Raw genomic sequence first — 21679 nt, 5'->3', positions numbered from 1 at the left:
CAGCTTAGCAGAGGAGATGCGTTGTCAAGAATACTCAACGACACTCGCAGCCTCGTACCCCGAAAACGCCCGAAACCGGTGCTGCTGCGCACCATTACGGGGCGCACGGGCGCTGATTCGCCCCCTGTGTTGTAAAAATAAAACGGCCGGGCTAAGGTGGCTCCAAGCCATCCCGAGCCCCCTGCATGACCAGCCAGCCGCTGGTCGGCCTGCCGACCGATCACAAACAAATCGGCGCGCATCCCTTCCTCGCGGTCGGGGAGAAGTACATCCGCGCGGTGGTCGACGGCGCCGGCGCGATGCCGGTGCTGCTGCCCACCCTGGACCCGGCGTTGCCGCTGCGCGAGTTCCTGCGCGGCGTCGACGGCATCCTGCTGACGGGCTCGGTCAGCAACATCGAACCGCATCACTACAGCGACGAATCCAGCTACGAAGGCAACCTGTTGGATCCGCGCCGCGACGCCACCAACCTGGCGTTGATTCCGCTGGCGATGGACATGGGCGTGCCGCTGCTGGCGATCTGCCGCGGCTTCCAGGAAGTCAACGTCGCCCTGGGCGGCAGCCTGTACCAGAAGGTGCACGAGCAACCGGGCTTCATGGATCACCGCGAACGCCCGGACGATCCACTCGACGTCCAGTACGGCCCCGCGCACGACGTCGCGCTGGCGCCGGACGGCCTGCTGGCGCACTGGGCCGGCGTGGAACGGGTGAAGGTCAATTCGCTGCATGGACAGGGCGTGCGCCGGCTCGGCCGTGATCTGATCGTGGAAGCCACCGCGCCGGACGGGCTGATCGAAGCCTTCCGCCACGCCGGCCCGGGTTTCCTGCTCGGCGTGCAGTGGCATCCGGAATGGCGGGTCGCCGAAAACCCGTTCTACCTGTCGATCTTCCAGGCGTTCGGAGCCGCCTGCCGGGAGCGCGCCGAACGGCGCGCGCGGGAACGCCCGCCGCCCCGCGCGGCGTGAAGCGATTGCGTCCTTCCCGTTCCCCTCTCCGAACCGTATTCCCATGAGCCAGAAAAAGAACTCCCGAAAACAGACCACGCCGCAGCAGGCCGAAGAGAGCGCGCTGCGGCGCTGGCTGAAGGAACGCCGCATCACCGAGGTCGAATGCCTGGTGCCGGACATCACCGGCAACGCGCGCGGCAAGATCATTCCCGCCGACAAGTTCTCGCACGACTACGGCACCCGCCTGCCGGAAGGCATCTTCGCCACCACTGTCACCGGTGATTATCCGGACGACTATTACGAACTGACCTCGCCGTCGGATTCGGACATGATGCTGCGCCCGGATCCGGACACGGTGCGGATGGTGCCGTGGGCGGCCGATCCCACCGCGCAGATCATCCACGACTGCTACACCAAGGCCGGACAGCCGCACGAACTGGCGCCGCGCAACGTGCTGCGGCGGGTGCTGGCCGAGTACGAAAAGGCCGGCCTGCGACCGGTGGTCGCGCCGGAGCTTGAATTCTTCCTGGTGCAGAAGAACACCGACCCGGATTTCCCGCTGCTGCCGCCGGCCGGCCGCTCCGGGCGCCCGGAGACCGCGCGCCAGTCGTACTCGATCGACGCGGTCAACGAGTTCGATCCGATCCTCGACCTGATGTACGACTATTGCGAGGCGATGGAACTGGACGTGGACACGCTGATCCACGAATCCGGCGCGGCCCAACTGGAAGTCAATTTCACCCACGCCGGGGCGATGGCGCTGGCCGACCAGGTGTTCCTGTTCAAGCGCACCATGCGCGAGGCGGCGATGCGGCACGGCGTCTACGCCACCTTCCTGGCCAAGCCGATGGAGAACGAGCCCGGCAGCGCGATGCACATCCACCAGAGCGTGGTGGACGCGAAGAAGGGCCACAACGTGTTCACCGGCAAGGATCCGGGCAAGTTCAGTCCGATGTTCGGGCACTACCTGGCCGGCCTGCAGAAGTACGTGCCGATGGCGATGGCGTTCTTCGCGCCCAACGTCAATTCCTACCGCCGGCTGATGTTCGGCGAGGTCTCGCCCAGCAACGTGCAGTGGGGCTACGACAACCGTACCTGCGGCCTGCGCGTGCCGATGGACACTCCGGAGAACATGCGGGTGGAAAGCCGCTTCGCCGGTTCCGATGCCAATCCCTACCTGGCGATGGCCGCGACCCTGGCCTGCGGCCTGCTGGGCATCCGCGAGAAGCTCAAGCCGACCGCGCCGACCGCCGGCAGCGCCAAGGAAATCGGCTACGACCTGCCGCGTTCGCTGGGCGAGGCGCTGGACGGGTTGGAAGCGTGCAAGCCGCTGCAGGAGATGCTGGGGCCACGGTTCGTGCGGGCGTACGTGTCGGTGAAACGCAAGGAGTACGAGACCTTCTTCCGCGTGATCAGTTCGTGGGAGCGGGAATTCCTGTTGTTGAACGTCTGAGTGTTCATGGTGCGAGATTTTTTGGGCCATCGTGGGATGGGGCGTCGGGCGCTGGCGCGCGTGGGTGGTGTCGGCCGCCGGCCATGGCGCGCTTGCCGCGGGGCGTCACTTTTCTTTGCTTGTGCAAAGAAAAGTAACCAAAAGAAAGCACACCCCGGTCCTCGCGCCCCAGCCGCTACGCGGCCGGGGTCCGTGTCCCCGATGGGAATTTTGGGAAGGCACATCCCTGTGCCTACCCAAAACGCCGCGCGTCGTGCGCGGCGCCCTTCGGGTTTGCCCACCGGTGCCACCGCTGCGGATGGGGCCCCTGGGGCAAAAGCCACAGCCACAGCAAATCCTGTGGCCAGCCAAGGTAGGCACGGCCTCTGGCCGCGAGATCATCGTGACTCTGCTGTTGCCATTGCTCTTTTTTTTGCTTTTCGGGCCCCCGTTAAGGCGTGGCAAGCGGGCCGGGTAAACCCGCAGGGCGGCGCACAGGACGTGCGCCGTTTTCGGCAGGGGCAGGATGCCCCTTCCGAAAATTCCCGGACCGATTGCGGACCCGGAGCGAAGCGCAGGGCACGTCGCCAGGGGTGTGTTTCTTTGCCTACTTTCTTTGCACAAGCAAAGAAAGTAGGGCCTCGCGGCGAGCGCGCCATCGGTGAGCACCGACGACACCATCACGCGCAAGCGCCCTGAGCGCTTCAGTTCGAGTCCAGCGTAGACAACAAGCCATAAAGAACGTCATCCCGGAGTCCCCATGGAACACCTCGACATCCGCACCCTCCAGAAACTCGACGCCGAACACCACCTGCACCCCTTCAACGACAACGCCGCCCTGGCCAAGAAAGGCACCCGCATCCTTACCCGCGGCGAGGGCTGTTATGTATGGGACGCCGAAGGCAACCAACTGCTCGACGCCTTCGCCGGCCTGTGGTGCGTCAACATCGGTTATGGGCGCAAGGAGCTGGGCGAGGTCGCGTCGAAACAGATGACGCAACTGGCGTACTACAACAGTTTCTTCCAGTGCACCACCGAGCCGACCATCGAACTGGCGGCCAAGCTGGCCGAACTGGCGCCTGGCGACATCAACCATTCCTTCTTCGTCAATTCCGGCTCGGAGGCCAACGACACCATCCTGCGGCTGGTGCGGCACTTCTGGGCGGTGCAGGACCAGCCGCGCAAGAACATCTTCATCGGTCGCCACGACGGCTACCACGGCACCACCATGGCCGGTGCCAGCCTGGGCGGCATGAAGGGCATGCACAAGCAGGGCGGGCTGCCGATTCCCGACATCCACCACATCGATCCGCCGTTCTGGTTCGCCGACGGCGGCGAGCTGTCCGAGGACGAGTACGGTCGGGTCGCGGCGCGCCGGCTGGAAGACAAGATCCTGGAGCTGGGGCCGGAACGGGTCGCCGCCTTCATCGGCGAACCGATCATGGGCGCCATCGGCGTGTACATCCCGCCGCGCACCTACTGGCCGGAAATCGAACGCATCTGCCGCAAGTACGACGTGCTGCTGATCGCCGACGAGGTCATCTGCGGCTTCGGCCGCACGGGCGAATGGTTCGGCTCGCAATACTTCGGCTTCCAGCCGGACATCATGCCGGTGGCCAAGGGCATCACCTCCGGCTACATCCCGCTGGGCGCGGCGATGTTCAACGACCGCGTGGCGAACGTGCTCAAGGCGCAGGGCGGCGAGCTGGCGCATGGCGCCACCTATTCCGGCCATCCGGTGTGCGCGGCGGTGGCGCTGGAGAACATCCGCATCCTGCAGGAAGAAAAGATCGTCGAACGGGCCAAGAGCGAGATCGCGCCTTACCTGGCGCAGCGCTGGGCCGAGCTGGGCGAACACCGGCTGGTCGGGCAGGCGCGCATCGCCGGCCTGGTCGGGGCGCTGGAACTGGTGCCGGACAAGGGCGGGCGCGGGTTCTTCCCGGATCGCGGTTCGGTCGGGGTGATGTGCCGCGACTTCGCCCTCAAGCGCGGCCTGATCCTGCGCGCCACCTGGGATGCGATGTTGCTGTCGCCGCCGCTGGTGATCACCCGCGATCAGGTCGACGAACTGTTCGACAAGGCCTGGAAGGCGTTGGACGACACCGCCCAGGCGCTGGGCCGCTGACGGTGGGAACGCCGGCCCGTCAACGGGTTCCCAGGCGGGTGGCGGGGCGTATCATGTCCGCCATCACCTTTCTGCTTCCAGGAGAAGCCCCATGAAGTTCCGAGCATTGACGATTGCGCTGGCCGCGGCCAGTGCCCTGGCGGCCTGTGGTGGCGGCGGGGACGGGGAAAAGAAGGCGGCCAAGGCGGCCGACGAGAAGGTCGTCAACGTCTACAACTGGTCGGACTACATCGCCGAGGACACCATCCCGAACTTCGAGAAGCAGACCGGGATCAAGGTCACCTATGACGTGTTCGACAGCGACGAGATGGTCGAGACCAAGCTGCTGGCCGGTTCCAGCGGCTACGACGTGGTGGTGCCCTCGCTGAGCTTCCTCGGCCGGCAGATCCAGGCCGGCGTGTTCCTGCCGCTGGACAAGTCGAAGATCCCGAACCTGAAGAACGTCGATCCCAAGTTGCTGGAGCGCATCGCCCTGCAGGATCCGGGCAACCAGTACGCGGTGCCGTACCTGTGGGGCACCAGCGGCATCGGCTACAACGAGGACAAGGTCAAGGCCGCGTTCGGCAACACCGACGTCACCGGCAGCTGGGACCTGGTGTTCAAGCCGGAGAACCTGTCCAAGCTCAAGGACTGCGGCGTGACCGTGCTGGATACCCCGTCCGAGCTCATCCCGATCGCACTGAACTACCTGGGCGAGGATCCGCACAGCTTCGATCCCAAGGTCATCGACAAGGCCGCGGCGCTGCTGAAGGGCATCCGTCCCTACATCCGCAACTTCCATTCCTCGTCCTACATCAACGACCTGGCCAACGGCGACGTGTGCCTGGTGGTGGGCTGGTCGGGCGACGTCATCCAGGCACGCGATCGCGCCGACGAGGCGGAGAACGGCGTGCACATCGGCTACTCGATTCCGAAGGAAGGCGCGCCGCAGTGGTTCGACATGATGGCCATTCCCAAGGATGCCAAGCACGTGGACAACGCCTATGCCTTCATCAACAACATGCTGGACCCGAAGGTGGCGGCGGCCAACACCAATTTCGTGACCTATCCGAACGCGGTGCCGGCGTCCAAGCCGATGATCGAGCCGTCGATCGCCAACGATCCGACCATCTATCCGCCGGCCGAGGTCGACGCCAAGCTGTTCACCTTCGCGGTGCTGCCGCCGGAAGTGGACCGCCAGTACACCCGGATCTGGACGGAACTGAAGACGGGCAAGTAAACCGGAGCAGGGCCGCCTCGCGCGGCCCTGGTCTTTGGGGGGGATTGCCGGGGCCTCGGTCCCGGGCACGAACAGGGCATTCCCCGGAATGCCCGCAGTCAAACCGCAAGAACGCACCACTCATCACTGCCATGCCTGGCGCAACTCTGGAGAGAGCTTGATGAAACTGCGAATCCTGGCCACCGCTGTCCTCCTCTGTACCACCCTGGCCGCCTGCGGCGGCAAGCCCGATGCCGACAAGGGGGCGGCCGGCACCGCCAAGGCCGAAGGGGCCAAGGAAGTGAACGTCTACAACTGGTCGGACTACATCGCCGAGGACACCATCCCGAATTTCGAGAAACAGAGCGGGATCAAGGTCACCTACGACGTGTTCGACAGCAACGAGGTGGTCGAGACCAAGCTGCTGGCCGGCTCCAGCGGCTACGACATCGTGGTGCCGACCCTGAATTTCCTCGGCCGGCAGATCCAGGCGGGCGTGTTCATGCCGCTGGACAAGAGCAGGATTCCCAACTACGCCAACCTCGACCCGGAGCTGATGAAGCGCATCGAGCGGCAGGATCCCGGCAACCAGTACGCCATTCCGTACATGTGGGGCACCACCGGCATCGGCTACAACATCGACAAGGTCAAGGCGGCGTTCGGCAACACCGACATCGCCAACAGCCTGGATATCGTGTTCAAGCCGGAGAACGTGTCCAAGCTCAAGGACTGCGGCGTGACCCTGCTGGACACCCCGTCGGAAATCATCCCGATGGCGCTGAACTACCTGGGCGAGGATCCCAACAGCTTCGATCCCAAGGTCATCGACAAGGCCGCCGCGCTGCTGAAATCGGTGCGCCCCTACATCACCAACTTCCACTCCTCGCAGTACATCGACGCGATGGCCAACGGCGACACCTGCCTGGTGGTGGGCTGGTCCGGCGACATCATCCAGGCGCGCGATCGCGCCGGGGAAGCCGGCAACGGCATCAAGATCGCCTATGCCATCCCGAAGGAAGGCGCGCCGCAGTGGTTCGACATGCTGGCCATCCCCAAGGACGCCAAGCACGTGGACAACGCCTACGCCTTCATCAACTACCTGCTGGATCCGCAGGTGATGGCCAACAATTCCAACTTCATCCATTACCCCAACGCCATTCCCAAGGCCAAGGCGCTGATGGACAAGGCGATCGTCGAGGATCCGACCGTGTATCCGCCACCGGAAGTGGAAGCCAAGCTGTTCACCTTCGCGGTGCTCCCGCCGGAAGTGGATCGCCAGTACACCCGGATCTGGACGGAACTGAAGACCGGCAAGTAACCCATGCGAAGGGGCGGGCGACGACGCCCGCCCCGGAGCGTTTCCATTTTCAAGAAAATACCGGCGCCGCATGCACGGCGCGGTACAGGGGAACCCGATGGCGGCTGACAACCCACCTCCCGGCAACGGCAAGGACACCGCGACCGCCAAGGCCGGTGTCGATGCCTACCTGCGCATCGTCGACGTGCGCAAGGAATTCGACGGCTTCGTCGCCGTGGACGACACCAACCTGACCATCCGCAAGGGCGAGATCTTCGCCCTGCTGGGCGGTTCCGGCAGCGGCAAGTCCACGTTGCTGCGCTGCCTGGCCGGGTTCGAGAAGCCCACGGCCGGCAAGATCTACCTGGACGGGCAACTGCTCAACGACCTGCCGCCCTACGAGCGGCCGCTCAACATGATGTTCCAGTCCTACGCGCTGTTCCCGCACATGACCGTGGAACAGAACATCGCCTTCGGCCTGAAGCAGGACGGCCTGTCCAGGGAGGCCATCAAGAAGCGGGTCGAGGAAATGCTGGCGCTGGTGCAGCTGGGCAAGTTGGCCAGGCGCAAGCCGCACCAGCTCTCCGGCGGCCAGCAACAGCGCGTGGCGCTGGCGCGGTCGCTGGCCAAGGGGCCGAAGCTGCTGCTGCTGGACGAGCCGATGGGCGCGCTGGACAAGAAGCTGCGCTCGCAGATGCAACTGGAACTGGTCAACATCATCGAGAAATCCGGGGTGACCTGCGTGATGGTCACCCACGACCAGGAAGAGGCCATGACCATGGCCACCCGCATCGCCCTGATGGATCAGGGCTGGATCCGCCAGGTCGGCACGCCGGACGAAATCTACGAGCAGCCGACCAGCCGCTTCGCCGCCGAGTTCATCGGCTCGGTCAACCTGATCGATGGCGTGGTGGAGGAGGACGAGTCCGACTACGTCACCATCCGCAGCCCGCAACTGCCGGTGCCGGTCTACGTGGGCCATGGCATCTCCGGCTTCGAGGGCCAGGAAGTCTCGTTCGCCGTTCGCCCGGAGAAGCTGGGCATCGGCAAGGCGGAACCGGCGCAGGAGTACAACAAGGCCAAGGGCGTGATCGAGGACATCGCCTACTTCGGCAGCCATTCGGTCTATCACGTGCGCCTGCCGGGCGGCTACAAGTTCATGGCCAACTTCGCCAACGTGCAGCGCTGGGCCAGCGAAGGCCTGACCTGGAACGACGAGGTCTGGGTGTGGTGGGGCGACAACGACGGGGTGGTGCTGACCTCATGAAACTCCGCGACCTGATCAAGAAAGCCACGCCGGGCCCGCGCTGGGCGGTGATCTCGGTCCCTTACCTGTGGCTGTTGCTGTTCTTCGCCATTCCCTTCCTGATCGTCCTGAAGATTTCGTTCTCGCGGCTGGCCATCGCCATGCCGCCGTACACGCCGATCCTGGAATACGTGGACGAGGCGCTCTCGCTCAAGCTCAACCTGGGCAACTACGCGGCGCTGTTCACCGATTCCCAGTACATCCAGGCCTACCTGAGCTCGATCCAGATCGCGGCCATCTCGACCTTCTTCGCGCTGCTGATCGGCTATCCCATCGCCTACGTGATCGCGCGCCTGCCGCCCTCCAGCCGCAACATCGCGATGATGCTGGTGGTGCTGCCGTCCTGGACCTCGTTCCTGATCCGCATCTACGCCTGGATCGGCATCCTCAAGAACAACGGCCTGCTCAACAACCTGCTGATGAAGCTGGGCATCATCAGCGAGCCCTTGCAGATCCTGTACACGCCGATGGCCGCCTACATCGGCATCGTCTACGCATACCTGCCGTTCATGGTGCTGCCGCTTTACACCAACCTGGTCAAGCACGACCAACGCCTGCTGGAAGCGGCCTACGATCTGGGCGCCAAGCCGTGGAAGGCGTTCTTCACCATCACCCTGCCGTTGTCGCGCGCCGGCATCATCGCCGGCTGCATGCTGGTGATGATTCCGGCGGTGGGCGAATTCGTCATCCCCGAACTGCTGGGCGGTCCGGACACGCTGATGATCGGCCGGGTGCTGTGGAACGAGTTCTTCAACAACCGTGACTGGCCGGCGGCCTCGGCGGTGGCGATCGTCATGCTGATCCTGCTGATGATCCCGATCCTGATCTTCAACCGGGTGCAGCAGCGCGAGCTGGAAGGGAGGCTGACATGAGCCGCCTGCGCCAACGCAGCCTGACCTGGCTGGTGCTGGGTTTCGGTTTCGCCTTCCTGTACCTGCCGATCCTGATCCTGATGGTGTACTCGTTCAACGAGTCGCGCCTGGCCACGGTCTGGTCGGGATTTTCGGTGAAGTGGTACGGCGAGCTGTTCCGCGATCAACAGATGCTGCAGGCGGCCTGGATCAGCCTGAAGATCGCGTTCTGGACCGCGACCGCGGCGATGGTGCTGGGCACGCTGGCGGCGCTGGTGATGACCCGGATGCGACGCTTCCCCGGCAAGACCCTGTTCGGCGCGCTGATCACCGCGCCGCTGGTGATGCCGGAAGTGATCATCGGCCTGTCGATCCTGCTGATGCTGGTCTCGATGGGCGAACTGCTGGGCCTGCCGTCCAAGGGCGTCATCGCGATCTGGATCGCCCACGTCACCCTGACCGTCTCCTTCGTCACCGTGGTGATCTCCTCGCGTCTGTCCGAACTGGACAAGTCGCTGGAGGAGGCGGCGATGGACCTGGGCGCGAACCGGCTCAAGGTGTTCTTCCTGATCACCCTGCCGATCATCGCGCCGGCGCTGGTGTCGGGCTGGTTGCTGGCATTCACCCTGTCGCTGGACGACGTGGTGATCGCCAGCTTCGTCGCCGGCCCCAGTTCGACCACCCTGCCGATGAAGGTGTTCTCCTCCGTGCGCCTGGGCCTGAGTCCCAAGATCAACGCGCTGGCGACGCTGATGATCGCGATCGTCTCGCTCGCGGCGTTGGCCGGCTGGTGGCTGATGTACCGCGAGGAGAAGCGCCGCCAGCGCGACATGCAGCTGGCGTTGCAGGAAAACGGCTGACCGGGCCCACCCGGCGCTAACGCGGCGGGCGCCAGAATGGGCACCTGCCCGAGAACCCAGAGATCGTCATGAAGGTAGACATCGTCAATCCCGCGACCGGCAAGGTCGACCGTTCCCAACCGCTGATGGACGCCGCCGCGGTCGAGGCCGTGCTGGCGGCCTCGCAGCCGGCCTTCCGTGTCTGGTCGGCGCGTCCGCTGGCCGAGCGTGGCGAACTGCTGCGCCGGGTCGGCTCGGAACTGCGCCGCCGTCGCGACGACATCCAGCGGGTGATGACCGCCGAAATGGGCAAGCTGCGCAAGGAGGCCCTGGCCGAAATCGACAAGTGCGCCGGCGCCTGCGACTACTACGCCAACCATGCGGCCGATTACCTGAGGGACGAGCCGATCAACACCGATGGCAGCCGCAGCTACGTGCGTTACGAACCGATTGGCTGCGTGTTCGCGGTGATGCCTTGGAACTTCCCGATCTGGCAGGTGTTCCGGTTCCTGGCGCCGGCGCTGATGGCGGGCAATGTCGCCGTGCTCAAGCACGCCAGCAATGTGCCGGGCTGCGCCGACGTCATCGCCGACGCGCTGCATGGCGCGGGCGTTCCGGCCGGCGTGTTCGGCGTGCTGCATATCGACAACGACCAGGCCGCCGAGGTCATCCGGGATCCTCGCGTCGCCGCGGTGACCCTGACCGGCAGCGAGCGCGCGGGCCGCTCGGTGGCGGGAAACGCCGGCCAGCAGCTCAAGAAGTGCGTGATGGAGCTGGGCGGCAGCGATGCTTTCGTGGTGCTGGAGGACGCGGATCTGGACAAGACCGTGGCCGGCGCGATTGCGTCCCGCTTCGGCAATGCGGGGCAGACCTGCATTGCCGCCAAGCGCTTCATCGTGGTCGAGGCGATCGCCGATCGCTTCGTGCAGGGCTTCAGCGAAGCGGCGGCGAAACTGCGCCTGGGCGACCCGCAGGACGACGCTACCACGCTGGCGCCGATGGCGCGCCAGGATCTGCGCGACGAACTGCATCGCCAGGTGCAGGCGAGCATCGCCAGGGGTGCGAAGGCCCTGCTGGGTTGCGAGCCGGATGCCTCGCACGCCGGTTATCCCGCTTCGATCCTGGATGGAGTGAAGCCCGGCATGCCGGCCTACGAGGAAGAACTGTTCGGCCCGGTCGCCAGCATCCTGCGGGTGCGCGACGAGGCCGAAGCGGTGCGGGTCGCCAACGACACCACGTTCGGCCTGGGCGGCAGCGTCTGGACCGGCAATGCCGATCGCGGCGATCGGGTGGCGCGCCAGTTGCAGGTCGGCGCGGCCTTCGTCAACGCGATCGTGCGCAGCGACGTGCGCCTGCCGTTCGGCGGCACCAAGCGTTCGGGCTTCGGGCGTGAACTGGCCGAGCACGGCATCCACGAGTTCATGAACATCAAGTCCGTCTACGTGGCCTGATCGCCGCGAATGGTAGGCGCGACCCCGGCCGCGAGCTCTTTCTCATCGTGCCAGGCGGACGAACCGCGTGTGCGGGCATTCCGCCGAAAGCTCGCGGCCGGAGGCCGCTCCTACCGGGCGGGTCGGCTCCTTGGCTACCGGCTCCATGGCTGGAACAGATGGTTACGGGTGCCGGCATTCCGAAACCGGTGCCGCGCTGCCATCTTTCCGGCATTGCCCAGGAGGTCACCATGCACACCCCCGTCGATATCCATCCCGCCCGCGTCCTGCGCAAGGTGCGCGGTCGCGCCACCTCCGATGGCGCCGGCGTCAAGCTGACCCGCGTCATCGGCGGCCCGGACCTGCCGGATCTGGATCCGTTCCTGCTGCTGGACGAGTTCGGCACCGATCGCGCCGAGGACTACCTCGCCGGTTTCCCGGAACATCCGCATCGCGGCTTCGAGACCGTCACCTACATGCTCGACGGGCGCATGCGCCATCGCGACAACCACGGCAACGAGGGCCTGCTGACGCCGGGTTCGGTGCAGTGGATGACCGCCGGCCGCGGCCTGGTGCATTCGGAAATGCCCGAGCAGGAATCCGGGCGCATGCGCGGTTTCCAACTGTGGGTGAACCTGCCGGCGCGCGAGAAGATGACCGCGCCGAAGTACCAGGAATTCGCGCCGGAACGCATTCCGACCGCCTCGCCCGGACCGGGCGTGGGCATCAAGGTGATCGCCGGCCGGGTCGGCGACGTGGAAGGTCCGATCTCGCAACCGGCCACCGATCCGGTCTATCTCGACATCGCGCTCGACGCCGGCAAGGCGTGGGACTACGTGCTGCCCGAAGGCCACAACGCGTTCGTGTATGCGTTCGAGGGTGCGCTGACGGTGGGCGAGGGCGAGGATGCGCGCGCACTGGAAACCCATGAGATGGGCGTGCTCGGCGGTGGCAGTGGACTGAGCCTGCGCGCCGGCAACCAGCCGGCCCGCGCCATCCTGGTGGCCGGGCGCCCGCTGCGCGAACCGGTGGTGCGGCATGGCCCCTTCGTGATGAACAGCAAGCAGGAAATCATGCAAGCCTTCGTCGACTTCCAGGAAGGGCGGTTCTGATCGCATCCCGAGATGCCGGCCTGTGGGAGCGACGTAAGTCGCGAACCGTTTCCGGCATCGAGTTCCGAAAGAAGGGAGCCTTACTTCCCGCCATCCCGCGGCTGATGGTCATCGCGACTTACGTCGCTCCCACAGGGAAGAGATGAACGGAGAAAAAAAGCCGGGCAATGCCCGGCTTTTTTTGCAACGGATGCGGCGAAGTCAGTCCTTGCCAATCGCCTTGTAGATCACGCCGCCGAGCAGGCCGCCGAGGATCGGCGCCAGCCAGAACAGCCACAACTGGCTGATCGCGGTCGGGCCGGCGAACAGCGCCACGCCGGTGGAGCGGGCCGGATTCACCGAGGTGTTGGTGACCGGGATGCTGATCAGGTGGATCAGGGTCAGGGCCAGGCCGATCGCGATCGGCGCGAAACCCGCCGGGGCGCGGCCATGGGTGGAACCCATGATGACGATCAGGAAGAACGCGGTCAGCACCACTTCGGTCAGGAACGCCGCCGCTACCGAATAGCCGCCCGGCGACATCGCGCCATAGCCATTGCTGGCGAACGCGCCGGCTGCATTCGGATCAATCGCGAAGCCGCTGGCGCCGCCGGCGATCTGGAGCAGGATGAATCCGGCCGCGATGCCGCCCAGCACCTGGGCGACGATATAGGGCACCAGCTCCTTGATCGAGAAGCGGCCACCGGCCCACAGGCCGAAACTCACCGCCGGATTGAAATGGCCGCCGGAGATGTGGCCGAACGCGTAGGCGCCGGTCAGCACGGTCAGGCCGAAGGCCAGCGCCACGCCGAGGAATCCGATGCCGAGTGGATTGGCGTCACCGCCGAACTTGGCCGCCAGCACGGCGCTTCCGCAACCGCCCAGCACCAGCCAGAAAGTACCCAGGAACTCCGCCGCGAGTTTCTTTCCAAGACTCATCTGTAATCCCCCAAGGAATGGATGGAACCGTCGTCCGACGGGCCGCACGCGCACGAGGATCGCGCGGGTGCGGCACCAGTATGCCTTGGGTAACTCAAAAAAGTGTGACAGCCATCACTCTTGATTAATGATCGGGCAAGGGAATGAACTCGGTCTCGCCGGGCACCTGGCCGAATTTTCCTTCGCGCCAATCCTCCTTGGCCTGTTCGATCCGCTCCTTCGAACTGGAGACGAAGTTCCACCAGATGTGCCGATGCGCGTCGAGCGGTTCGCCGCCAAGCAGCAGCGCCTTCACCGGTGTCTTCGCGCGCAGCACCGGCCGGGTGCCGGGATCCAGCACCACCAGGTGCTTGTCGGGAATGTCGGCGCCGTCGAGCTGCGCGTCGCCCTCCAGCACGTACAGCGCACGCTCGGCATGACCGCCATCGATGGCGTGCTCGGCGTCGGGCTCCAGATCCAGGGCCACGTTGAAGGTGTCGGCGAACACCCGCACCGGCGATTCCTCGCCATAGGCGCGGCCGGCGATCACCCGCAGCCAGGTGCCGTCATGGCGTCGCTGCGGCAGGGTGTCGGCCTTGTGGTGGTGGAATTCGGGCGCGACCTCCTCGTAAGCCTTCGGCAGCGCGACCCAGGTCTGCATGCCGTGCAGCGGATGCGGATGCGCGCGCACATCGGACGGCGTGCGCTCGGAATGGGCGATGCCGCGACCGGCGGTCATCCAGTTGACGTCGCCGGGCAGGATGACCTGCTCCGAACCCAATGTGTCCTTGTGATTGATCGCGCCGCTCCACAGGAAGGTCACCGTGGCCAGGCCGATGTGCGGGTGCGGGCGCACGTCCACGCCGCGGCCCTCGTCGAAGGTCGCCGGACCCATGTGGTCCACGAACACGAACGGACCGACGCTGCGCGCCTGCAGGCTGGGCACCGCGCGACGGACCTGGAATCCGCCCAGATCGTGGGTGCGGGGGGGAATGATGAGGGTCATGGCGTCCTCCGTGGGTGGCTGCGCGCAGGATGGCACAGCGTCATGACGCGCGCAGGGCCGGCGACGGCAACGGATTGTTTCCGCGATGGACGCATCACCCCGCATCCATCCCCGTCGCCCGACCTGGAAGGGGTAGGAGCGGCCTCCGGCCGCGAGCTCTTCGTTCGCCATGAGAGGGGGACGAACGGCATGAACATGTCCCCCGCGAATTCAGCGGAAAAGCTCGCGGCCGGAGGCCGCTCCTACCCACCTGGCTATCGCGAGGCGGGGGCGAGCGGGACGTCGCCGCGCCGCGACGCCAGCCGGTCGGCCAGGCGCGTGGGTTCCGGCAGGCGGTAGCCACGCAGGCAGTGCAGGGTCCAGTCGAGCGCGCCGGCCATCGAGACGCGGTGGCCGGGCGAGACGATCAGCGGCAGGCAACGCGGCTTGCTGCGCAGCGCCCAGCCGATCTGTTCGCCGCCATCGAGCAGGGGGGTGTGGTCGCCGCCGCGATCGCCGGGCGGATCGAAGCGGCCGCACAGCGGTTTCTTCGCCACTCCGATGCTGGGCAGGCCGGTCGCCACGCCGAAATGCGCGGCGATGCCGAGCCGGCGCGGGTGGGCGATGCCCTGGCCGTCGATCAACACCAGATCCGGAGCCTGCCGCAGCATCGCCAGCGCCGCGACCAACGCCGGCAGTTCGCGGAAACTGAGCAGGCCCGGCACATAGGGCATCGAGGTCGGTACGCGCGCGACATGGGTTTCGATCGGCTGCAGATCGCGCGCATCGAGCAGCACCACCGCCGCGCGCGTGGTTGCACCGCCTTCCTCGAAACCGACATCGAAACCCGCCAGGTGACGCGGTGGATCAAAGTCGTCGCGCAGGCGGACCTGGCGGGCGAGTTCCTTCTGCAGCAGGCGGGCGTGGCGGGCGCTGCCGTCCCACGCGCCGAACACGTTGGTCGCGTCGTTCATCGATGCAGGGTAACCGATGCCGCCTGAGCGCTCCGTGCAGACGGCGCGCGCGGTCAGTAGCGCGCGATCTCGACCCGCACGCGGCCATCCGCGCCGACGTGGATGCGGGTCAGGCGATCGTACTCGGTGTCCGGCATCGGCGCGGCCGGCTGGCCGGAGAGGGCGGTCACCAGATCCGGCACGGTATTGCTGTGGCCGACGATCAGCACCGTGCCGTGATCGTGATCGCGACGCCAGCGGGCGGCGCTTTCGGCGGCGGGGCCGCGCGAAAAGTAGGCGTTGACGGGAATATGCCGGCGATCCGCGATGGGCTGGGCGGTCTGGCGGGTACGTTTGAACTCGGTCGCGTAGACCGCGACCACGGGCGCGTCGGCCAGGACCTCGGCCAGCCGCTGCGCGCGGCGCAGGCCAATCTCCGACAGTTGCGGATCCTCCGGATCGTCGGTGGCCTTCTCGGCATGCCGGACCACCACGAAGGTGGTGCCGTCGGAAGACGGCGTGCTGGCGCAGCCGGACAGGGCCAACGCGGCCGCCGCGAGCAGAAGGCACAGGAAGCGGTTCAGCGGGATCGTCATGGAGAACTCCGGCGAAGACGCACGCAGCATATCGCAGGCGTCCTGGCGGGCGGTCCTGAGGTGGCGGCAGCGAACCGGCGAGGCCGGCCGCCGGGGAGGCGCCAACACATCCGTCAGGACACACCCGGTAGAATCGATGCATGTCACCGAGGAGCCCATGATGGCACGCAAGCTTCGCCTGCTGGGCCTGATCCTGCTGACGCTGGTCATCGCCAGCCTGGTGTCGCTCTACAGCTACGGCCGGTTCGCCGCGCGCGTGCACGGACCGGCGACGCAGGCCCTGCCGATCGCCGCCAACGCCACCGCGCTGGATCGCGCGATCGCGCCGCTGACCGAAGCGCATCCGGATCGGAGCGGGCTTGGCCTGGTGTCGGACAACCTCGATGCCTTCGCGATCCGCGCGCTGACCGCGCAGGCGGCGGGGCGCAGCCTGGATCTGCAGTACTACATCTGGCACGACGACCTCACCGGACAACTGCTCGATCGCGAACTGCTGCGCGCCGCCGACCGCGGCGTGCGCGTGCGCCTGCTGCTGGACGACATGAACGCGCATGGCCGTGATTCGCTGCTGGTGGCGCTGGACCAGCATCCCAACATCGAGGTGCGGATGTTCAATCCGTCGCGCAACCGGGCCGGCTTCCTGGGACGCGGCATGGAAATGCTGCTGCGCGGCGTCAGCCTCAACCGGCGCATGCACAACAAGGCGTGGATTGCCGATGGGCGGATTGCGGTGGTAGGGGGACGCAATATCGGCGACGAGTATTTCGACGCGGCCACCGATACCAATTTCCTGGACCTGGACGCGGCCCTGCTGGGACCGGCGGTGCGCCAGACCGAAGCGATTTTCGACGCGTTCTGGAACAGCGGCTCGGTGATCCCGCTGCATGCGCTGGCGCGCGCGGACGAAAACGCGCTGGCGGAACTGCGCGCCGACGTGGACAAGGCGCAGCGATCGCGCCGCGCCGCGCCGTATCTGAAGCGGGTGGAAAACTCCCCCGGCGTGCGCGCCTTCGTCGAGGGGCAGATGCCGCTGCACTGGCCCGCGTCGACCCAGGTGCATTCCGATCCGCCGGAGAAAGGCGAGGGCAACGGCGGCGACGGCTGGCTGATCAACCGGCTGGTGCCGGCCGTCTCCGGGGCGCGCGAACGGGTCTGGCTGATCTCGCCGTACTTCGTGCCCGGCCGTGACGGCGTGACGTGGTTGGCGGGGCTGCGCCGGCGCGGCGTGGAGGTGGGCGTGCTGACCAATTCGCTGGCGGCCACCGACGTGACCGCCGTGCACAGCGGCTATGCGCCCTACCGGGTGCCGCTGCTGCGCGAGGGCGTGAAGCTGTACGAGCTGATGCCGCGCGGCGCGCAGGAGGACAGCAGTCTGTTCGGGTCCAGCGGCGCCAGCCTGCACACCAAGGCATTCGTGGTCGACGGCGCTTCCGGCTTCGTCGGTTCGTTCAACCTGGATCCGCGCTCGGTCAGCCTCAATACCGAGATGGGCGTGTTCTTCGAGGACGCCGACACCGCCGCCGAACTGGCCCAGCGCTACCGCGACAAGACCTCGCCCGCGTACAGCTACCAATTGCGGCTCGTCGACGGCAAGCTGCGCTGGGACGACGGTTCGGTGACCCCGCCGCGGACCTGGGACCACGAACCCGGCGTCGGCCTGTGGCGCCGCGGCACCGTCAAGGTGCTGGAATGGCTGCCGATCGAGTCGCAGTTGTAGTGCCGGCAATTCCCCAACTGTGGGAGCGACGTCAGTCGCGATGCTTTTCAGCCAGACCGCCAACGGCAATCGCGACTCACGTCGCTCCCACAAATCCGGCAGGCATCGGCCAGTGGAGTAGAGGCACCGCCAAGCCGCTGGAATGGCTGCCAATCGAATCGCAGTTGTAGCGTTGGCAATTCTCCAACTGTGGGAGCGACGTCAGTCGCGATGCTTTTCAGCCATGTCGCCAACGGCAATCGCGACTGACGTCGCTCCCACAAATCCGGCAGGCATCGGCCAGTGGGGTAGAGGCACCGCCAAGCCGCTGGAATGGCTGCCAATCGAATCGCAGTTGTAGCGTTGGCAATTCTCCAACTGTGGGAGCGACGTAAGTCGCGAATGCTTTTCAGCCATGTGGCCAATGGCAATCGCGACTCACGTCGCTCCCACAAGATGCCACAAGGTCGATTCCGGCCGTCAGGCCACCTTGAGCGTGGTCAACAGTCCCTTGGCGGCATTGAAGCGATCCGCCGGTTCCATCATCGGCAGCTTGATGCGCAGTTTGTCCGGACCATCCATGCTGTAGATGCGCGGCTGTTTCTGGATCAGCTGGATGACCGACATCGGATCGATGTTCGGTTTGGCCTCGAACACGATGCGCCCGCCGGCATCGCCCAGATCCAGCTTGCGGATACCCAGCGCGGTGGCGTCGAGTTTCAGTTCGGCGGCGGCGAACAGGTACTTCACCGGATCCGGCAGCAGGCCGAAGCGATCGACCATCTCCACCTGCAGGTCGCGCAGCTCGTCGCGGTCGCGCGCGCTGCTGATGCGCTTGTACAGGGTCAGGCGGGTATGCACGTCGGGCAGGTAGTCGTCCGGAATCAGCGCCGGCACATGCAGTTCGACCTCGGCGCCGCGCGCCTCCTGGCCCAGGTCCGCGTCCGGCAGCTTGCCCTGGCGGATCGAGCGCACCGCGCGCTCCAGCAGTTCGGTGTAAAGGCTGAAACCGATCTCGGCCATCTGTCCGCTCTGGTCCTCGCCCAGCAGTTCGCCGGCGCCGCGGATTTCCAGGTCGTGGGTGGCCAGCAGGAAGCCGGCGCCCAGTTCGTCCATCGCCGCGATCGCGTCCAGCCGGCGCTCGGCGTCGGCGGTCATGCTGCGCTTGTCCGGCACCACCAGGTAGGCATAGCTGCGATGGTGCGAACGGCCGACGCGGCCACGCAACTGGTGCAACTGGGCCAGGCCGAAGCGGTCGGCGCGATGGATGACGATGGTGTTGGCGTTGGGAATGTCGATGCCGGACTCGATGATCGTCGTGCACAGCAGCACGTTGAAGCGCTGCTTCTGGAAGCCCAGCATCACCTGTTCCAGCTCGCGCTCGGGCATCTGTCCGTGGGCGACGCCGATGCGCGCTTCCGGTACCAGTTCCTGCAGATCGCGCTGCATGCGGCCGATGGTCTCGACGTCGTTGTGCAGGAAGTACACTTGGCCGCCGCGCGAGAGTTCGCGCTGGAAGGCTTCGCGCAGCAGGGTGCCGTCCCACGGGGTGATGAAGGTCTGCACCGCCATGCGGTTGGCCGGCGGGGTGGCGATGATCGACAGATCGCGCAGTCCCGCCATCGCCATGTTGAGCGTGCGCGGAATGGGCGTGGCGGTGAGGGTCAGCAGGTGGACATTGGCGCGCAGCGCTTTCAGCGCTTCCTTCTGGCGCACGCCGAAACGCTGTTCCTCGTCGACGATGACCAGGCCAAGATCCTTGAACTTCACGTCCGGCTGCAACAGCCGGTGGGTGCCGACGATCACGTCCAGCGTGCCCTCGGCCAGCTTCTCCAACTCGGCCTTGATCTCCTTGGCGGTCTTGAAGCGCGACAGAACTTCCACCCGCAGCGGCCAGTCGGCGAAGCGATCGCGGAAGTTGCGGTAGTGCTGCTCGGCCAGCAGCGTGGTCGGCACCAGCACCGCCACCTGCTTGCCGGCGCTGGCGGCGGCGAAGGCCGCGCGCACCGCCACCTCCGTCTTGCCGAAGCCGACGTCGCCGCAGACCACCCGATCCATCGGCTGGCTGCTGCCCAGATCGCGCAGCACCGCCTCGATGGCGGCGTGCTGGTCCGGGGTTTCCTCGAACGGGAAGGCGGCGGCGAACGGCTCGTACATCGCCCGGTCCACCGGCAGCGCCAGGCCGGCGCGGGCCTGCCGGCGGGCCTGGATTTCCAGCAGTTCGGCGGCCACGTCGCGAACCTTCTCGGCGGCCTTCTTCTTGGCCTTGGTCCACGCCTCGCCACCCAGCGAATGCAGCGGCGCGGTTTCCACCGAGGCGCCGGAGTAGCGGCTGATCAGGTGCAATTGGGCGACCGGCACGTACAGGCGGTCGCCCTTGGCGTATTCGATTTCCAGGTACTCGCCGGGCAGGCCGCCGGCCTCCAGCACCACCAACCCGCGATAACGGCCGACGCCGTGATCCTCGTGGACGATCGGCGCGCCTTCGCTCAGCTCGCCCAGGTCGCGGATGATGCTGTCCGGCTCGCGGCCGGTGCGCTTGCGGCGATACGGCTGGGTGGCGCGTTCCGGGAACAACTGGCGTTCGGTGAGCACCGCCACGGCGGGCGCATCCAGGGCGAAGCCGTCTTCCAGCGGCGCGACCGCGATGCCGAAGCGGGCACCGTCGGCGAGGAAGGCGGGCAGGTCGTGCAGCACCGCCGGTTTCAGTTCGGCCGATTGCAACACTTCCAGCAGCGCCTCGCGGCGACCGGCGGAGTCGGCGGCGATCAGCACCCGGCCCGGATAGTGATCCAGGAACGAACGCAGTGCCTGGCCCGGCGCCTGATCCTTCTGCGCCAGCGGCAGCGTCGGTGAAGGCTGGTCGCCCAGCGGCGCGGCTTCGGCATGGCGCGGGTGATCCGTTCCGCAGACTTCGATGCGCGATGACTGGTTGAGGCGTTCGCGCAGGTTGTCCGGCGGCAGGTACAGCTCTTCCGGCGGCAGCAGCGGGCGCTCGATGTCGTGGCGGCGCTGCTCGTAGCGGCCCTGCGTCTGCGTCCAGAACGCGTCGGCGGCGGCGCTGGCGCCATCGGCCAGCAGCGGCAGGGCACGTTCGCCCAGGTAGTCGAACAGGGTGGCGGTCTGCTCGAAGAACAACGGCAGGTAGTACTCCACGCCGGCCGGCGCCAGCCCGGATTTCAGATCCTGGTAGAGCGCGCTGCGGCGGGTGTCGACGTCGAAACGGTCGCGCAGCAGGTTCATCGCACGCGCCAGCGAGGCATCGTCCAGCGGTACCTCGCGGCCGGGCAGCAACTGCACCGCATCGGTTCTTTCCAGCGAACGCTGGCTTTCCGGATCGAACTGGCGGATCGAATCGATGGTGTCGTCCAGCAACTCGATGCGCAGCGGCGCGTCGGCGCCCATCGGATATACATCGAGCAGGCCGCCGCGCACGGCGAAGTCACCCGGATCCAGCACCTGCGGCACGTGCCGGTAGCTGGCCGTTTCCAGCCGGCGCTTCTCGGCGTCGAAGTCCAGCACCTGTCCGACCCGGTAGTCGAAGCTGCCGCCGACCACGTGGCGCAGCGGCGGCAGGCGCTGCATCAGCGTCTGCACCGGTACCACCACGATGCCGCGCTTCAGCGCGGGCAGGCGGTGCAGCGCGGCCAGGCGCTGGGAAACGATGTCCGGATGCGGGCTGAAGCGATCGTAGGACAGCGTTTCCCAGTCCGGGAAAGGCAGCACCGGTAGATCCGGGCGTCCCTGTTCGCCCAGCAGCGTGCGCAGATCGCCTTCCAACTGGTGCGCCTGGTGGTTGTCGCGGGCAATCGCCACGATTGGACCGTCGTGGGCGAGCGCCGCGCGGGCCAGGAACCAGGCCAGCGCGGATGGCGAGGCCGGCGCGCGCCACCAGGCGCGCGACTGGGCGCCGCGGGGCAGGGGAGGAACGGGGGTGGAGGAGGCGGAATTCGGATCGGTGGTCATCGGCGCACAAAACAGCGGCAGCGCCGGAGGCGTCGTCCGCCACCAGCGC

16 protein-coding genes are annotated in these 21679 nt (G+C 66.6%); 11 read left to right on the top strand and 5 right to left on the bottom strand.

The features are described from left to right. Positions 1 to 185: 185 nt before the first annotated feature. From FHW78_RS03750 to FHW78_RS03705, 10 genes are all read left to right on the top strand, one after another. Positions 186 to 965: a gamma-glutamyl-gamma-aminobutyrate hydrolase family protein gene (locus FHW78_RS03750; RefSeq protein WP_183637851.1), complete on the top strand. Its 780-nt coding sequence runs from the start codon at positions 186 to 188 to the stop codon at positions 963 to 965. 43 nt (positions 966 to 1008) lie between these two features. Then, a complete protein-coding gene (locus FHW78_RS03745) occupies positions 1009 to 2400 on the top strand; it encodes a glutamine synthetase family protein (protein ID WP_183637848.1) in 1392 nt (463 codons plus the stop codon). Positions 2401 to 3139: 739 nt separating this feature from the next. Continuing rightward, a complete protein-coding gene (locus FHW78_RS03740; protein WP_183637845.1) occupies positions 3140 to 4504 on the top strand; it encodes an aspartate aminotransferase family protein in 1365 nt (454 codons plus the stop codon). A 91-nt stretch (positions 4505 to 4595) separates the two neighbouring features. Then, the gene (locus FHW78_RS03735; protein ID WP_183637843.1) at positions 4596 to 5723 is read left to right on the top strand and encodes a polyamine ABC transporter substrate-binding protein; all 1128 of its coding nucleotides are present in this window, start codon (positions 4596 to 4598) and stop codon (positions 5721 to 5723) included. Between the two features lie 160 nt (positions 5724 to 5883). Then, the gene (locus FHW78_RS03730; RefSeq protein ID WP_183637840.1) at positions 5884 to 7020 is read left to right on the top strand and encodes a polyamine ABC transporter substrate-binding protein; all 1137 of its coding nucleotides are present in this window, start codon (positions 5884 to 5886) and stop codon (positions 7018 to 7020) included. Between the two features lie 97 nt (positions 7021 to 7117). Then, positions 7118 to 8266, top strand: coding sequence for a polyamine ABC transporter ATP-binding protein (gene potA / locus FHW78_RS03725; RefSeq protein ID WP_183637837.1), 1149 nt, complete (start codon positions 7118 to 7120; stop codon positions 8264 to 8266). Next, on the top strand, positions 8263 to 9177 hold the full coding sequence (locus FHW78_RS03720; RefSeq protein ID WP_183637834.1) for an ABC transporter permease subunit: 915 nt from the start codon (positions 8263 to 8265) through the stop codon (positions 9175 to 9177). The genes potA and FHW78_RS03720 overlap by 4 nt, the downstream gene beginning before the upstream one ends. Then, the gene (locus tag FHW78_RS03715) at positions 9174 to 10016 is read left to right on the top strand and encodes an ABC transporter permease subunit (protein WP_183637831.1); all 843 of its coding nucleotides are present in this window, start codon (positions 9174 to 9176) and stop codon (positions 10014 to 10016) included. The genes FHW78_RS03720 and FHW78_RS03715 overlap by 4 nt, the downstream gene beginning before the upstream one ends. A gap of 68 nt (positions 10017 to 10084) precedes the next feature. Continuing rightward, positions 10085 to 11446, top strand: coding sequence for an NAD-dependent succinate-semialdehyde dehydrogenase (locus FHW78_RS03710; RefSeq protein ID WP_183637828.1), 1362 nt, complete (start codon positions 10085 to 10087; stop codon positions 11444 to 11446). Between the two features lie 230 nt (positions 11447 to 11676). Then, positions 11677 to 12537 (top strand): pirin family protein, encoded by an 861-nt coding sequence (locus tag FHW78_RS03705; RefSeq protein ID WP_183637825.1) that lies wholly within the window; start codon positions 11677 to 11679, stop codon positions 12535 to 12537. Between the two features lie 201 nt (positions 12538 to 12738). On the opposite strand, the gene aqpZ is transcribed toward FHW78_RS03705, so the two are convergent. The 4 genes from aqpZ to FHW78_RS03685 form a co-directional block, all read right to left on the bottom strand. Next, positions 12739 to 13455 (bottom strand): aquaporin Z, encoded by a 717-nt coding sequence (gene aqpZ / locus FHW78_RS03700; protein WP_183637822.1) that lies wholly within the window; start codon positions 13453 to 13455, stop codon positions 12739 to 12741. 124 nt (positions 13456 to 13579) lie between these two features. Next, complete coding sequence (locus FHW78_RS03695; protein WP_183637819.1) at positions 13580 to 14440, bottom strand: pirin family protein; 861 nt, start codon at positions 14438 to 14440, stop codon at positions 13580 to 13582. Positions 14441 to 14694: 254 nt separating this feature from the next. After that, positions 14695 to 15393, bottom strand: coding sequence for a deoxyribonuclease V (gene nfi / locus FHW78_RS03690; RefSeq protein ID WP_183637816.1), 699 nt, complete (start codon positions 15391 to 15393; stop codon positions 14695 to 14697). Positions 15394 to 15446: 53 nt separating this feature from the next. Beyond that, on the bottom strand, positions 15447 to 15968 hold the full coding sequence (locus FHW78_RS03685; RefSeq protein ID WP_183637814.1) for a phosphoglycerate mutase family protein: 522 nt from the start codon (positions 15966 to 15968) through the stop codon (positions 15447 to 15449). 157 nt (positions 15969 to 16125) lie between these two features. Here FHW78_RS03685 and FHW78_RS03680 point away from each other — a divergent pair, with 157 nt between their 5' ends. After that, the gene (locus FHW78_RS03680) at positions 16126 to 17685 is read left to right on the top strand and encodes a phospholipase D family protein (RefSeq protein ID WP_183637812.1); all 1560 of its coding nucleotides are present in this window, start codon (positions 16126 to 16128) and stop codon (positions 17683 to 17685) included. A 459-nt stretch (positions 17686 to 18144) separates the two neighbouring features. Here FHW78_RS03680 and mfd read toward each other — a convergent pair whose 3' ends face one another. Beyond that, positions 18145 to 21630, bottom strand: a complete 3486-nt coding sequence (gene mfd, locus FHW78_RS03675) for a transcription-repair coupling factor (protein WP_183637810.1) — start codon at positions 21628 to 21630, stop codon at positions 18145 to 18147. Positions 21631 to 21679: the final 49 nt, after the last annotated feature.

This window comes from Pseudoxanthomonas sp. OG2, from assembly GCF_014192765.1.
In the GTDB taxonomy this organism is placed as follows: domain Bacteria; phylum Pseudomonadota; class Gammaproteobacteria; order Xanthomonadales; family Xanthomonadaceae; genus Pseudoxanthomonas_A; species Pseudoxanthomonas_A beigongshangi.
The sequence above is the reverse complement of the archived record's forward strand: the minus strand, read 5'-3'. Positions and strand labels throughout refer to the sequence as shown.

What these genes read in the sequence shown, in the direction of transcription:
- FHW78_RS03750 (WP_183637851.1), top strand. Translation starts at nt 186, where the DNA reads ATGACCAGCCAGCCGCTGGTCGGCCTGCCGACCGATCACAAACAAATC.
- FHW78_RS03745 (WP_183637848.1), top strand. Translation starts at nt 1,009, where the DNA reads ATGAGCCAGAAAAAGAACTCCCGAAAACAGACCACGCCGCAGCAGGCC.
- FHW78_RS03740 (WP_183637845.1), top strand. Translation starts at nt 3,140, where the DNA reads ATGGAACACCTCGACATCCGCACCCTCCAGAAACTCGACGCCGAACAC.
- FHW78_RS03735 (WP_183637843.1), top strand. Translation starts at nt 4,596, where the DNA reads ATGAAGTTCCGAGCATTGACGATTGCGCTGGCCGCGGCCAGTGCCCTG.
- FHW78_RS03730 (WP_183637840.1), top strand. Translation starts at nt 5,884, where the DNA reads ATGAAACTGCGAATCCTGGCCACCGCTGTCCTCCTCTGTACCACCCTG.
- potA (WP_183637837.1), top strand. Translation starts at nt 7,118, where the DNA reads ATGGCGGCTGACAACCCACCTCCCGGCAACGGCAAGGACACCGCGACC.
- FHW78_RS03720 (WP_183637834.1), top strand. Translation starts at nt 8,263, where the DNA reads ATGAAACTCCGCGACCTGATCAAGAAAGCCACGCCGGGCCCGCGCTGG.
- FHW78_RS03715 (WP_183637831.1), top strand. Translation starts at nt 9,174, where the DNA reads ATGAGCCGCCTGCGCCAACGCAGCCTGACCTGGCTGGTGCTGGGTTTC.
- FHW78_RS03710 (WP_183637828.1), top strand. Translation starts at nt 10,085, where the DNA reads ATGAAGGTAGACATCGTCAATCCCGCGACCGGCAAGGTCGACCGTTCC.
- FHW78_RS03705 (WP_183637825.1), top strand. Translation starts at nt 11,677, where the DNA reads ATGCACACCCCCGTCGATATCCATCCCGCCCGCGTCCTGCGCAAGGTG.
- aqpZ (WP_183637822.1), bottom strand. Translation starts at nt 13,455, where the DNA reads ATGAGTCTTGGAAAGAAACTCGCGGCGGAGTTCCTGGGTACTTTCTGG.
- FHW78_RS03695 (WP_183637819.1), bottom strand. Translation starts at nt 14,440, where the DNA reads ATGACCCTCATCATTCCCCCCCGCACCCACGATCTGGGCGGATTCCAG.
- nfi (WP_183637816.1), bottom strand. Translation starts at nt 15,393, where the DNA reads ATGAACGACGCGACCAACGTGTTCGGCGCGTGGGACGGCAGCGCCCGC.
- FHW78_RS03685 (WP_183637814.1), bottom strand. Translation starts at nt 15,968, where the DNA reads ATGACGATCCCGCTGAACCGCTTCCTGTGCCTTCTGCTCGCGGCGGCC.
- FHW78_RS03680 (WP_183637812.1), top strand. Translation starts at nt 16,126, where the DNA reads ATGATGGCACGCAAGCTTCGCCTGCTGGGCCTGATCCTGCTGACGCTG.
- mfd (WP_183637810.1), bottom strand. Translation starts at nt 21,630, where the DNA reads ATGACCACCGATCCGAATTCCGCCTCCTCCACCCCCGTTCCTCCCCTG.